General features: G+C 47.0%; 11 protein-coding genes. 2 read left to right on the forward strand and 9 right to left on the reverse strand.

Annotated elements, in window-relative coordinates; genetic code table 11:
* Nucleotides 1-220 precede the first annotated feature (220 nt).
* The 6 genes from MHB78_RS05955 to malK form a co-directional block, all read right to left on the reverse strand.
* The gene (locus MHB78_RS05955; protein ID WP_046131675.1) at nucleotides 221-1180 is read right to left on the reverse strand and encodes an ABC transporter permease; all 960 of its coding nucleotides are present in this window, start codon (nucleotides 1178-1180) and stop codon (nucleotides 221-223) included.
* Entirely contained in the window at nucleotides 1181-2227 is a 1047-nt protein-coding gene (locus MHB78_RS05960) for an ABC transporter permease (RefSeq protein ID WP_046131674.1), read from the reverse strand.
* Nucleotides 2220-3755 (reverse strand): ABC transporter ATP-binding protein, encoded by a 1536-nt coding sequence (locus tag MHB78_RS05965; protein WP_046131673.1) that lies wholly within the window; start codon nucleotides 3753-3755, stop codon nucleotides 2220-2222. The genes MHB78_RS05960 and MHB78_RS05965 overlap by 8 nt, the downstream gene beginning before the upstream one ends.
* A 114-nt stretch (nucleotides 3756-3869) precedes the next feature.
* Complete coding sequence (locus MHB78_RS05970; RefSeq protein WP_046131672.1) at nucleotides 3870-4949, reverse strand: BMP family protein; 1080 nt, start codon at nucleotides 4947-4949, stop codon at nucleotides 3870-3872.
* A gap of 357 nt (nucleotides 4950-5306) precedes the next feature.
* The gene (locus MHB78_RS05975) at nucleotides 5307-6014 is read right to left on the reverse strand and encodes a response regulator (RefSeq protein WP_046131671.1); all 708 of its coding nucleotides are present in this window, start codon (nucleotides 6012-6014) and stop codon (nucleotides 5307-5309) included.
* Entirely contained in the window at nucleotides 6007-7608 is a 1602-nt protein-coding gene (malK, locus tag MHB78_RS05980; RefSeq protein WP_046131670.1) for a malate sensor histidine kinase MalK, read from the reverse strand. The genes MHB78_RS05975 and malK overlap by 8 nt, the downstream gene beginning before the upstream one ends.
* 192 nt (nucleotides 7609-7800) lie before the next feature.
* On the opposite strand from malK, the gene MHB78_RS05985 reads away from it, so the two are divergent.
* Both MHB78_RS05985 and MHB78_RS05990 read left to right on the forward strand, forming a co-directional pair.
* Complete coding sequence (locus MHB78_RS05985) at nucleotides 7801-8358, forward strand: YufK family protein (RefSeq protein WP_046131669.1); 558 nt, start codon at nucleotides 7801-7803, stop codon at nucleotides 8356-8358.
* Nucleotides 8359-8453: 95 nt separating this feature from the next.
* Nucleotides 8454-10009, forward strand: a protein-coding gene (locus MHB78_RS05990) for an IS3 family transposase (protein ID WP_231947364.1) whose coding sequence is annotated in 2 segments (ribosomal slippage) — nucleotides 8454-9111 and nucleotides 9111-10009 — 1557 coding nt in all. Because the reading frame shifts where the segments join, the coding sequence is not laid out codon by codon here.
* 62 nt (nucleotides 10010-10071) lie between these two features.
* Here the strand turns inward: MHB78_RS05990 and MHB78_RS05995 are convergent.
* From MHB78_RS05995 to MHB78_RS06005, 3 genes are all read right to left on the reverse strand, one after another.
* Complete coding sequence (locus MHB78_RS05995; protein WP_046129953.1) at nucleotides 10072-10470, reverse strand: thiol-disulfide oxidoreductase DCC family protein; 399 nt, start codon at nucleotides 10468-10470, stop codon at nucleotides 10072-10074.
* Nucleotides 10471-10500: 30 nt separating this feature from the next.
* Nucleotides 10501-12384, reverse strand: a complete 1884-nt coding sequence (locus MHB78_RS06000; RefSeq protein WP_046129928.1) for a transglycosylase domain-containing protein — start codon at nucleotides 12382-12384, stop codon at nucleotides 10501-10503.
* A gap of 89 nt (nucleotides 12385-12473) precedes the next feature.
* Nucleotides 12474-13652, reverse strand: coding sequence for an MFS transporter (locus tag MHB78_RS06005; RefSeq protein WP_046129954.1), 1179 nt, complete (start codon nucleotides 13650-13652; stop codon nucleotides 12474-12476).
* Nucleotides 13653-13852: the final 200 nt, after the last annotated feature.

Consider the following 13852-nt stretch of genomic DNA (forward strand, 5'->3'; position numbering starts at 1 on the left):
GCATCCTTTAAATAAAACCGTTTTATATTCAAATTAAACAATATTACATTTTATATCATTTGTTCAGCCTCTGCAATAAACAGACAGTAACCAGACTTTTTCATCATACCATAAAAGTGGTAAAAACATGGGTTTTGCTTAAAAAATTTTAGGTTTTATTAAGGGAATTGGCGAAAAAAGAATAAGAGAACACAATGTTCTCTTATTCCGGTTTTATTTGTCATCGTTTTCCTTTTATATACGGAATGCCGTTTGCCTTCGGCGCGTCCGCCCTGCCGATAAAGCCCGCAAGTGCGAGGATCGTCAGGACGTAAGGCGCAATCAGCATGTAGACATTCGGTATTTCTTTAAACAGAGGGAGCATGGAGCCGATGATGCTCAAGCTTTGTGCGAAACCGAAAAACAAGGCTGCCCCGAGGGCGCCGATCGGATGCCATTTTCCGAACACGAGCGCAGCGAGGGCGATGAAGCCCTGTCCCGTGATGGTGGCGTGCGAAAAATCGAGCGTGACCGTTGACGCATATACCCCGCCGCCCAAACCGCCGAAAAGGCCGCTGATAAAAACGCTGATGTATCTGATTTTGTAAACATTCACGCCCATCGTATCAGCGGCCATCGGATGTTCGCCGACAGAGCGTATCCGCAGGCCGAACGGCATTTTAAATAAAACGAACCATGAAACGCCGGCGAGTACAATCGCCAAAATCGACGTGAAATAAACATCTGAGAACAAAATATCGCCGACTACCGGTATGCTGCTTAAACCGGGGATATCCGTTTTGTAAAAAGGTTCGGGGATTTTATCCGTTTGGGCTTTTCCGTAGATCAGCTTTACGAAAAACAGCGTGCTGCCGAGCGCCAGCATGTTGATGGCAACTCCGCTGACCGTCTGATCGGCCCTGAATGAAATCGAAGCGGCGGCGTGAATCAGGGAGAAAAGCCCGCCTGCGGCCATTGCGGCGGCAAGCCCCAGCCACGGCGTAAAAGCCCCGAACTGCTGGGCGAAAAACAAATTGAAGATCACGGCCGTAAACGCTCCGACGATCATCAAGCCTTCAAGCCCGATGTTTACGACCCCGGATCTTTCGGAAAAGACGCCTCCGAGAGCGGTTAAAATAAGCGGCGCAGAATAGACGAGCGTAGCCGGAACGATAATGCCGAGTATTTGCAGGATATCCACTTATTTTCCCCCCTTGCTGCCCAGTTTTTGAATCATGAGGCGGATGATGTAATGCGATGCGACAAATAAAATAATGATGGCGATGACAATATCCACGACTTCGGTCGGAACGCCGGCTTCGATCGGCATGTTCAGAGCGCCGACTTTTAATCCCCCGAGCAGGCAAGCCGCGAGTACGACGCCAAGCGCCGTATTTCCGCCGAGAAGGGCGACGGCAATTCCATCAAAGCCGACCCCTGTAAAAGATCCCTTTACTGAGGCGTATTCAAACGTTCCGAGACCTTCCATCGCTCCCGCCATACCGGCAAATGCACCGGAAATCACCATCGCCGTGACCACGTTTTTCTTTACGCTCATGCCCGCATATTGTGATGCATGCTGGTTTAAACCGACGGCGCGCAGTTCAAAGCCTTTTGTCGTTTTTTGAATGATGATCCACATGATGACAGCTGCGAGGAGGGCGATGACGATTCCCCAATGAAGCCTTGAAAAATCGGTAATTCTCTCAAGAAAGTCCGATCTGAGTGACGCCGTTTCGGAAATCTTTTCCGTTTTATCCTTATGATCTGTCATGACGTACATGATCAAATAGTTGGTGACGTGCAGCGCGATATAGTTCATCATGATCGTCACGATCACTTCATGTACGTAAAAGCGCGCTTTTAAAAAGCCGGGAATGAATCCCCACAGAGCGCCCGCAAGCGCGGCGGCGCAGACGGCGAGCGGAAGGTGGATGAACATCGGCGCTTCGACGGCGGTCCCGATCCAAACGGCTGCCGTCCATCCCGCAAGCAGCTGTCCCTCGACGCCGATGTTGAATAATCCCGTCCGAAAAGCGAACGCTACGGCAAGGCCTGATAAGATGTAAGGGGTAATCTGTCTGACGGTTTCGCCGATATAATAGGTTTCCCCAAAGATGCCGTTCCAAAGGGCGGAATATCCGCTCATGACGTCATATCCGCTCAGAAGCATGATGACGGCTCCGGCGAGCAATCCGAGAATAATGGCTGTGAGCGGTATGAGTAAAGACGATAATCGTTTATACATTTGCTTCTTTCCCCGCTTCCTTTTTCTTGCTTCCGGCCATCAGGAGGCCAAGCTCCTGTTCAGTCGCGTCTTTTGGATTGACTTCAGCGATGATGCTGCCTTCAAATATGACGGCGATTCTGTCACTCACATTCAGGATTTCATCCAATTCGAATGAAAGAAGGAGCACCGCTTTTCCTGCGTCCCGCTGTTCAATCAGACGCTTATGAACGAATTCGATCGCACCGACATCAAGGCCCCTTGTCGGCTGGGCGGCAATTAAAAGATCGGGTCCGCGGTCCACTTCGCGGCCGATGATCGCTTTTTGCTGATTTCCGCCCGACAGCGCCCTGGCCGGCGTGTATTCATCAGGCGTGCGCACGTCAAATTCGCCGATGATCTGTCTTGCTTTTTGATAGATTTCTTTTTGGTTCAGCAGGCCGAATTTGGAGAAAGGGCGTTTGTAATAGCTTTGCAGGACGATGTTTTCGCCGATCGGAAAATCGAGAACGAGGCCGTGTTTGTGCCGGTCCTGCGGGATATGCCCGACGCCTGCTTCCGTGATGCGCCGCGGCGTCAGGTTCTGGATTTCTTTTCCGTTTAAGGAGATGGTGCCGGCATGTGTTTTCTTCAGACCTGTAATCGCTTCAATCAGCTCTGTCTGCCCGTTTCCGTCAACTCCGGCAATGCCGACGATTTCCCCGGCTGCGACCGATAAATTGAGCCGTTTGACGGCTTCGATGCCGCGCTTGTCTTTGACAGTCAAATCTTTGATCAACAGGACTTTGCCCTTCGGTTCAGCTTCCTTCTTGGCGGTTGTAAAAGAGACGTCCCGTCCGACCATCAGGCTTGCGAGCTCATCCTTATTCGTGTCTTTGACATTGAGGGTTTTGATGCCTTTTCCCTTTCTGATAATCGTGACCTTTTCAGCAACCTCCATGATCTCCTTCAGCTTATGGGTGATCAAAATAATCGATTTGCCCTCGTTTACAAGGTTTTTCATGATTTGAATCAGTTCTTTGATTTCCTGAGGCGTCAAGACTGCAGTCGGTTCATCGAAAATGAGAATGTCGGCGCCGCGGTATAAGGTTTTCAATATTTCCACGCGCTGCTGCATTCCGACCGACATGTCCGACACCTTTGCTTCCGGATCGACTTTCAGCCCGTAAGTTTCGGAAAGCTCGCGCACCTTTTGGACGGCACGTTTTTTGTCGATCATGCCGAATCTTTTCGGCTCTTTTCCAATGATGATGTTTTCGGCTGCGGTAAATGTGTCGACAAGCATGAAATGCTGATGGACCATGCCGATTCCAAGGTCGTTGGCGATGTTGGGGCTGGTGATCTTCACCGTTTTGCCGCGCACCTTGATTTCGCCTTTTTCAGGCTGGTACAAACCGAAAAGCACGTTCATCAAAGTCGATTTCCCTGCGCCATTTTCGCCGAGGAGCGCATGAATTTCGCCTTTTTTTACTTGCAGGGTAATATGGTCATTGGCGACGATACCTGGGAATTCCTTGCGTATGTTTAGCATTTCAATGACATATTCCACGGTTCAGGTCCGCTCCTTTGTTTTAAGATCAGCATAAGAAAAGCTGCATGACTGCAGCTCCTTTAGGCTTCGGCAAAGCCGTCCGCCTGCTATGAACATTGTTTTTGAGCAACGTTATATCTTGAAGTTTTTTAGCTCTTTGCGGGAAGAAGGTACTTTGACCTTGCCGTCGATGATTTTTTGTTTCCATTCGTCGATGGCTTTGATTGTGTCTTCTGAGAGGTTATCGGTTGTCGGAGCGATGCCTACGCCGTCTTCCTTAAGGCCGTACGTGATCGTTTTGCCGCCCGGAAAATCGCCTTTGCTTGCTTTTTCAGTCAAGTCTTGAACGGCAACATCAACCTTTTTGATCATAGAGGTCAGCGTGACATTTAAGTCGGTTCCTTCGACCTGTCCTTCTGCGTGTTGGTCTTTATCGACGCCGATAACCCAGACGCTGCGGTTTTTATCTTCTTTTTTCAGATTTTTTGCTTCGGTGAATACGCCGTTTCCGGTTCCTCCGGCTGCATGGTAAATGACATCGATACCCGATTTGTACATGCTTTCAGCCGTAGCTTTTCCAAGATCGGCTTTATCGAAGGCCCCCGTGTATTTGACCTGTACGGTCGCTTTTGGATCAGCGGCCTGTACGCCCGCGCGGAATCCGGCTTCGAACTTTTCGATCAATTCCGACTCCATTCCGCCGACAAAACCGATCTTTTTCGATTTGCTTGATAAAGCTGCGGCAACCCCGACGAGGAATGAGCCTTCATTCTCGTTGAATGTGATGCTTGCCACATTATCTTTTTTCACGACGGCGTCAATGATAGCAAAGTGGCTGTCAGGACGCTGTTCGGCGATTTCGGTGACGGCATCCTCCATCAGGTAGCCGACGCCGTAAATGAGGCTGAATTTTTCGCGTGCCAGCTTGTTGAGATTTGTCGTATAGTCAGCATCTGATTTCGATTGCAGATAGTCGTACCCGTTTTTGCCTTTTTCCATGTTATGGGCTTTTCCAAAAGCCTGAATCCCTTCCCATGAGGATTGGTTAAAAGATTTATCATCTACCCCTCCGACATCCGTTACCATTGCGACCGTAAAATCGTCTTTTTTCTTCTCGGCACCAGTTTTATTTCCGCCTGCTCCGCATGCGGTCAAGATTGCACCTGCGGCCACGACAAGCGAAAGAGCCAGTCCAGCTTTGCGCTTATTCAAGAAATAACCCCCCAATTTTGTATTGATCGGCTCCGGAATACATATTTATCTGCGGGAGGACCAATGTCTCACCATCCCCGATAAATGCCGGCATATCATCTGTACCGGTCCCGATTTTCAGGTAATAAGACATCTGTCTTATTTCACAATCAGCCAATCAATCATAAATTTATCACTTTGTTCAGAATAAATAAATAGAAAATTCCCTGAATTTCAAAAAACACTTCAATTTTGAAATTTCACCTGACACGATCTGAACTATTTTGTATATCGCGGCCCGTGCCGGATCAAGCGGTCTGCCACGTTTTTTCTGCAAAAAAAATCCCCCCTTCAGGCGGAGAAGGGGGGAGGACGGGCCTATAAATACTGGTTAATCACATTTATTTGGCTTGTGTTTAGTTTGTACTGGAAGACGGGTCTTCCGATCGTTCCATAGGCCATTTCAACGTTAAGAACCTCGATTTCTTCGAGAAATTTCAAATACTTCCGGATGGATACCTGGGAGATTTCGGTGTGTTTTGCCAGGTCTTCCGTCGTAAACGTCAGGCTGTCAAACGATTTGATGCTTGACCAGATCAACTTCAAGGTGCTTTTTGTCAGCCCTTTTGGCAGATGGACTTTTTCAGGTGCGCGCTTCTTTTGAAAAAGCTCGAAGTCGAGTTCTTTTTGGCTGATATTCCGGTTGCTTGCATAGATTTGCTGTTTTCGCTTGTAATCGGTGAGGGCGGATTGAAACCGCTCGAATTCAAAAGGTTTAATTAAATAATCGACTGCGCCGAAACGAAGCGTCTTTTGAACAACGTCCATTTCGCTTGCGGCGGAAATGACAATCACATCGACCGCCTGGTTTTGGCGCCTGATTTCTGTTAAGAGCTCAACGCCGTTTCTGCCCGGCATGTAAATGTCAAGCAGGATGAGGTCGACATGGTGCTCCCTCAGGAAAGAGACTGCCTCCTGAAATGAAGCGGCGATCCCCTTCAGATGAAATCCGTCTATTTGGCTGAGATAGCGCTTATTCAGCTCTCCTACCATCGGGTCGTCTTCAACAATTAATACGTCAATCATGGTCTTCCTCCTTAGGTTCGTACGGAATGCGGAGACTGAACGTCGTCCCTTCATTCTTTTCGCTCGTCACGATGATATGTCCGTTTAAATTTTCGAGGCTTTGTTCTACGAAATAAAGTCCGAAGCCCCGGTTGGATCCTTTTGTAGAAAAGCCTTGTTCAAACATTTTCCGCTGGTCTTCTTCAGATATGCCGATCCCGGTATCCGTCACCTCGATATCAAGCTGGCCGTCATGGTATCTGAACGATATCGAGATATTTTTTTTGTCCGAAGCGGAGACGGCATCCAAGGCATTGTTGAGCAGGTTGCCGATGACCGTGATCAGGTCATGGATCACTTCCGTATTCGCCGTATTCGGAATCGTCGTTGAGCAGTTCACTTCCAAAGACGCTCCCTGCTCCCGGATATAGCTCTGCTTGCCGAGCAAAAAGCCCGCAAGTACGGAATTTTTAATATGGTTAATGATTTCACTCGTTTCAGACTGCTGGTAAATCGCAATATCTTTAATATAGTTTCCCAGTTCATCATAGTTCTTTAATTGGACGAGTCCAAGGATGACATGGAGTTTGTTCATGAACTCATGGGATTGCGCTCTCAGTGCATTTGCATACATTTTAACACCTGACAGCTGTTCGGCTAAATGTTTAACCTCCGTTTTGTCGCGGAACGTGGCGATGGCACCGACGATGTTGCCTTTTTTTAAGTGGATCGGCACTTCGTTAAAGACAAGCTCAAGGCCGTTTATTCTGACGTCCCGGTCGTTTAGCGGCTTCTTCGTTTCGATGACTTGCTTCAGCCGGCTGTTTGGGAGAAGAGTGCTTACGTCCTGATCAATCGGGCTTTCGTTGATCCCCATTTTTTTGAACAGCCGTTTTGCTTCAGCGTTGGCCAGCTTGATACTGCCGCTTTGATCGACGGCGAGAATGCCTTCTTTCGTCGATTCAAGCATGGCGCTCCGTTCATTCAGCAGTGTGGCGATTTCGTAAGGCTCCATTCCGAACATGATCGTCTTGACTTTTCTGGCTACGATGACAGCTCCGATGATGCCGGCGCAGATGCTGAGAACGATGACCGTATATAAAGGACGGAGGCTCCGGTTGATAATCTCCTGAATTTCATTGAGGGTGATCCCGACCGCAACAGCTCCGAGCTGTTTACCTTTTTCATTATAAACCGGGACAAAAGCCCTCTGGGATTCGCCGAGCGTGCCTTTTGCCGTGCTGATATGCTGGTGGCCTTTCAATGCTTCGTTTTCGTCTCCGCCTGCAAATTTCTTGCCGATTTTATGAGGATCGGGGTGGGTTTTGCGAATGCTGTTCATATCCATCACAACGACAAAATCCGTTTTGGTGATTTTTTGAACGCGGAGCGTATAGTCCTGAAGTTCTTTGTATGTGCCGCTTTCAAAAGCATACACCGTCAACGGGGATTCAGCGACAAGCTGCGCCGTCTGGAGCGCGATCGTTTGTTCCTGCTCCCGGATGTTCCTTGCCGTTTCAGAGCCGATCATAAAAAAGGTGATCAATAAAGAAATAAATACGACAACACAGACAAATATCGTCAAGCGCGTCTGGAGTGTTAATGTTTTTTTCAATGGCGATTCCTCGCGATCTATTGATAAAGTCAACAATTAATACTTTACAGGCAAATGGCGGATTTGTGAAGAATCCTGCATGTTCCGCCGCTGAAACAGCCGGTTTAGATAAAAATATGGAAAATATTCTTGTCAACAGGTGCTAAAGTCGTACATAATGAATGGTGGAACATATCAGAAAGGGTCTATTTCATGAAAAATACTTATGTAACAGGTTATTTTCCGTTTTTTGCAATATTGCTTTTCAGCTCCTCACTGGCGATTTCAGCCGTTATCTATGCCATGCAGCTTTTGTCAACCTTCGGCATCTACGAAGGAATGCTTGAGTTTTTTTCTGAGAACGGCATCAGGATGGCTTTGTTTGTTGTTTTCGCACTGATTTCTTTTATGGTGTTTTCCGCGCTTAAATTAATCGCCAACACGGTGACAGAGCTTTCCCTTTTATTTTTTGCAAAAGATCCTGAAGGCGCAAACTTGAGGAAGATCAGGATCGGTTCTGTCATCTATCTCGTAGCAGGGCTTTTATCCTTTATTTTTGTCCAATTTCCTGTCGGAATTGCAGCGCTTTTCCTGCTGGCGACGCTTGTTTACTTTATTTTTATCGTCTATGCGATTCACAGCACGCTTTCATTTGGTTCGTTGATCGGCTTTATTATGTTTGAGCTGCTGTTTTGGTTTACGTTTTTCATCGGAACGATTTATCTCATATTTAAGCTGTACAACGGCATTATGGCCAGCCTGCCTGCGTAAGACGGGAGGCATGAAAAAACCGGAGACAGTGATATGCTCCCCTAAAGGTAGACAGATGAAATAAAAAAATCTGTTTGCCTTGGGGGAGTTTTTTCATGGCTGGAAAATGGTTTTCAAAAGAAGAAAAATTGAATATTCTATCAGAATGTGATCAGGGCAATAATTCGGTGAAGGAGATCGCAGAAAAATATGGCATTCATGCCGAAACGATTCGTGAATGGAGAACATCGCATGATATGGCGGGTGTGGAGAGTTTGGAACGTTCAAAGCGCCATAAGTTCTATCCCGCAGAATTAAAATACAATGCCGTGAAAGACTTCTTATCCGGACGCTACTCTCAAAGAGAAATCTCGAGAAAATATAAGATTTCCAGTAAATCCGTACTCATGAAGTGGGTTGAGCTTTATAATGGTCATAAAACGTTAAAAGACAGCGGGAGAGGAAGGAATCGTTTGATGACCAAACGGAAGAACGTTTCATTGGAAGAACGGATTGAGATTGCGAAGGATTGTCTAGCTCATGGAAAGGACTACGCCAGATCAATGGAGATTCATCAAGTCTCCTACCAACAGGTGTATCAATGGGTGAAAAAGTATCAAGAAGGCGGAGAAGAGGCCTTAAAAGACAACCGAGGGAAACGCAAAACCGAAGAAGAACTGACACCTGAAGAAAAAATTCAACGGGAAAACAAACGGCTGGAACAGGAAAATGAGCGTTTGCGCGCAGAGAATGCGTTCTTAAAAAAGTTGGAAGAGATCAAAAGGAGGCGGTTCTAAGTCAGGTTCGGTACGAAGATCGATATCTCGCCATTTTAGAGCTGAATCGAAAAGAAGGCTTTTCTGTCCAAATGTTATGTGAGATTGCCGAAGTTTCGCGCCAGGGGTATTACAAATGGAGGAGCCGAGTACCTTCAGCGAGAGAAAAACAGAATGAAAAGATTATCGCCAAAATGGCGCTACTTCACGAACAAATTGGCGGTATCTACGGATACCGCAGAATGACCTTAAACATGAACCGCCGCTTTAAAGAGCGCCTCAATCATAAGCGCATCTATCGGCTGATGAAAATTGCCAAGCTGGAGTGTGTCATTCGGCGGAAGAAAAAACGTTACGGCAAAGCGACGCCTCAACATGTGTCCGAAAATATCCTGAATCGAGAGTTTAAAGCGGACAAACCAAATCAAAAATGGGTGACTGATGTGACAGAGCTAAAATACGGCCATCGGAAAGCGTACCTCAGTGCCATTTTAGATCTTCATGAGGGAATGGTCGTGTCTTATGTGCTGGGGAAATCCAATAATAACGCCCTTGTGTTTAAAACCTTGAACCAAGCGCTTGAGGCAGCCCCAAACGCACGTCCTCTCCTTCACAGCGACAGAGGTTTTCAATACACGTCCCACCAGTTTAGAAGGATGATTGAAAACGCAAATATGACACAGAGTATGTCCCGCGTCGGCCGCTGTATTGATAACGGCCCCATTGAGTCGTTTTGGGGGAAATTAAAATGCGAGAAATACAGACGGAATTCGTACGAGACATTTGAGGCACTTCAAAGCGCAATTGATGAATATATCCACTTTTACAACCACGATCGTCTACAAGAAAAACTAAACGGCCTCAGCCCAGTGGAATACAGGGCTAAAGCCGTCTAGTGTGTTTTAGTTATTTCCACTGTCTACTTGACAGGGTGCAGATCAACTGCTCCGGTTTTTTGTTATTCGAGAAATCTTTTTTTGATATCAGGGCCGGGGATCATGCACGATTCTTTTTTGCCGAACCATTTATAGCGGTTTTTCGCCAGCAGGTCGTATACCGCGTCGCGCAGCGGCTTTGGAATGATGAGAAAAACCGCCGCTGCCCGCCACAGCCCGGAAAGGCCCTTTGCCACATGCAATACCGCCGCGGACTTCGCATAGACGCGGCCGTTTTTGATCAATATCATGCTGTCAAAATGATCGGCCGAAAGCCCGTGCTGCTCAAGCAGCTTCCGGCCGGTGTCAGATTGCAGGGGAGCGAATGAAAACAAGCCTTTCGGATCATGCTTGATGATAAATTGAACGGCTCCGTCGCAAACATTGCATACACCGTCGAAAAGGACGATTGTGCCGGGCATATCTTTCACCTCGAGACCCCCGTTTCATGCTTAATATGCGTTTTGCAGCGTTCCTTTCCAAATCAAAAGTTGAGGCGCGGTGTTATGGAGAAATTCCACATTGCCTTTCGCTTCTTTTCCGACCCATACGCTCATTGTATACACATCCGTCAGTCCGACAAACCACAGGTCTCTGAAGTCGTTTGACGTTCCTGTTTTTCCTCCCCGGTATCCGCCGCCGAAATTCGCTTTTTTTCCGGTTCCTTCTTTGACGACTGCTGACAGAAGCGTGCGCATTTGATTGTTCGTCCTGATGCTGAAGACCTGCTTCGGTTTGTCCTTCCATTTGAAAAGCGTTTTCCCTTTCAGATCCGTCACTTTCGTAATCGCATGGTTCGCCGTGTAGCTGCCGTTATTCGCGAAGGTTGTATAGGCGTCCGCCATTTCAAGCGGTGAAAATCCGTCCGTAAAACCGCCAAGTGCAGCAGGAAGCCGGTAGTCCCTCTGAACGATTTTATCGAATCCGAACGGTTTTAAATAGCTGAACCCTTTCTGCACGCCGATCTGGTTTAACATCCGGACGGCCGGCGTATTATAGGAGTATTTAAAGGCCGTTTTGAGCGAAACGGTTCCGTACGTTTTTTCGTTATAGTTGTTCGGGCAGTAATCTCTGCTGCAAAATCTGCTGGCATCGATCATGCTCCCCGCAGTCGCACCCGTTTCCTCGATATAAGGGCCGTAGTCGAGGAGCGGCTTAATCGAGGAGCCGGGCTGTCTGTAAGCTTGATAGGCCAGATTGAAATTGTATTTTTTATAATACTTTCCGCCTGACATGGCGACAATTTGATGCGTTTGGTGGTTGATGACAACCGCACCGCCTTGGACGCCTTCATACGGAAGCTTGCTGTTGACCTGCTGAACGACCCGGTTCTGCATCGCGGGGTCGAGCGCCGTATAGATTTTGACCCCTTTTGTCAAAAGGGCGGTGATCCGATTGGACAGCTCTTTCTCGATTTTTTTCTTCTCTTCTTTTGTTTTTGCCTTTTTCAGCCGTTCGTCAAACCCTTCGGAAGAGGAAACGAGCTTGGTGAATTCGTCATTGACATAAGTCGTATAGTCGGGATAAGCATCTTTCTTTTCTTTAATGTCAAGCTTGATTTTTTGCTTTACCGCTTTTTTATATTCCTTCTTAGAAATGACCCCCGCGTTTTTCAGCTCTTTCAGAAGCCGTTCCTGACGGGTTTTCGTGTAGTCAAAATGTTTTAAAGGATCATATAATGTAGGGTTATTAGGGATCGCGCAAATAAAGGCCATTTCAGCAAGCGACAGGGATTTCAGCGGTTTGCTGAAATAAAAAGAAGCCGCAGATCCGATCCCGTATACACCATTATTAAAGTAAATCGTATTTAAATATTTCTCAAAAATTTCTTCTTTTGATAGCTTTTTTTCAAGCTGATACGAATACAGGAGCTCAGTCAGCTTGCGGTCGAAGGAGCGCTCATGGCTCAAATACAAGTTCCGCGTAAGCTGCTGTGTAATGGTGCTTGCTCCCTGATCGATGCCGCCTTTTTTGAAATTGGCCGCGGCTGCCCGGACCATACCCATGAAATCGAAGCCTTTATGCTGAAAGAAATGGCGGTCCTCCGACGTCAAAAACAGCTGTTTTACATTTTCAGGAATATTTTTGTATGGGACAAACACCCGATTCTGGTGATCTGAAACGATTTCAGAAATCAAAGCGCCGTCGCTGTCGTACATGTAGCTGTTTTGTACAAGGCCGCTGTCTTTTAATTTTGAATCGATCTTCTCATCCAGCACCTCATCCAACGGTTTCATGACCTGGGCTTCCTGTCCGGAGGCGATTAACGTATATACAAAAATAGGAATCAATAAAATAAGTAAAAACCATCCAATGATTGAACGCAACTTAGTCACTCTCTTTTCCGCAAATTTCTAGCCATATCGTACCATTCTTTTTGAACGGGGAGAAGGATATTTTAGTAGATTTCTCATTTTTATACTCGTCAGCTGGCTTTTGCCTCCGATTTTTTTGCTTGAGCTCTTTGGAACAGCAAAAGGCAGGCTCCGGTCAAAAAGAGAAAAGCGGTGACGTAGAAGGCGGAAGAAATGCCGAAATGGCTTGAAATCATTCCGCCGAGCACCGGGCCGATGACATTGCCTAAAAATCTGAAACTGACATTATAGCCAAGCACTTCCCCTTGAATGGCGCCCGGAGCCTGTGTGCGGATTGCCGCCGTGATGCAGGGAATCATTCCGCCCAAGGCGATACCGAACAGAAAGCGGAAGATGACGAACATCACATATGACGATGTCAGGCCTTGGGGAATAAAGAAAACCGCCGCTGAAAGCGAGAGGATGATCAGGATCTTTCCATATCCGTACCGGTCGCCTAAAGAGCCCCACTTTCTGGCAGACAGCAGGCTCCCAAGTCCTGTGGCGGAAAACGCCAATCCGGAAAAAAATGCAAGATGCTCGGTGCCGTGCAGCTCTCCGACGTACAAGGCAAGAAGCGGCTGAATGCTGAAGGTTCCGATTTGGGTGACCGCTGTCAGCAGCATAACCGTGATCAGCGGCTGACGGCCCAAAATCGTTTTTAATACCTGTTTTCTCGAATAGGAAGCGGAAGAGTCGCGGGTTGTTTTCAGAGGGCGCTCCCTCACCCCGGTCAATACGAGAATGACGGCCGTGTAAATGACGAATGCCGTAATATAAAAGGTATATGTAAAACCGACATGATCGGCAAGAAGCCCGCCGAGCAAAGGGCCGAATAAACCGCCGGAAACCGTGCCCATCTGCAAAGTGCCAAGCACTTTGCCCGCCGCTTTTTTCGGCGTCTGAGCAGAAATCATCGCGAGAGACGTAGGAATGAAGCCTGTGACAAGACCCATCGCCATTCTCAAAAAAAAGAGCTCATAGACAGACGAGACAAGGGACATGAGGAGAATGCTCGTTCCGATTCCGAAGCCCGTGATCAGCAGGATCTTTTTATAGCCGTGTTTATCGCCGAACCTCCCCCAAAAAGGGGAAACCAAAAAAGCCATTAAAAATGTGACGCCAAAAACATATCCGCTCCATTTTTCGGTAAATCCGTCCGGATGCTCACCAAGCGTTTTGATGTACAGAGAGAGAAACGGAAGAACCATCGTGGAGCTTGCCGCGACAAAAAAGTTCGCAAACCACATAATCAAAAGGTTTTTCTTATAAACAGAGATGGAAATCACCTTCTTAAAAAGTTGGATTCCTTTTCATTATAAAGGAATATCGGAAATGACGTTCCCGGGTTCGAGGAAAGAGAGACGTTTGAACGAATTTTCTACCTTTTCAGAAAATAATCGCTTAAAGATAGAAATATAATGATATAATAAAAGAAAAGTTAACGTGT

It is taken from the genome of Bacillus sp. FSL K6-0138 (genome assembly GCF_037982765.1).
Lineage (GTDB): Bacteria > Bacillota > Bacilli > Bacillales > Bacillaceae > Bacillus > Bacillus glycinifermentans.

Excerpts from the sequence above, each read along its gene's own strand:
- MHB78_RS05960 (WP_046131674.1), bottom strand. The coding sequence starts at position 2,227 with ATGTATAAACGATTATCGTCTTTACTCATACCGCTCACAGCCATTATT.
- MHB78_RS05975 (WP_046131671.1), bottom strand. The coding sequence starts at position 6,014 with ATGATTGACGTATTAATTGTTGAAGACGACCCGATGGTAGGAGAGCTG.
- MHB78_RS05985 (WP_046131669.1), top strand. The coding sequence starts at position 7,801 with ATGAAAAATACTTATGTAACAGGTTATTTTCCGTTTTTTGCAATATTG.
- MHB78_RS05995 (WP_046129953.1), bottom strand. The coding sequence starts at position 10,470 with ATGCCCGGCACAATCGTCCTTTTCGACGGTGTATGCAATGTTTGCGAC.
- MHB78_RS06005 (WP_046129954.1), bottom strand. The coding sequence starts at position 13,652 with ATGTGGTTTGCGAACTTTTTTGTCGCGGCAAGCTCCACGATGGTTCTT.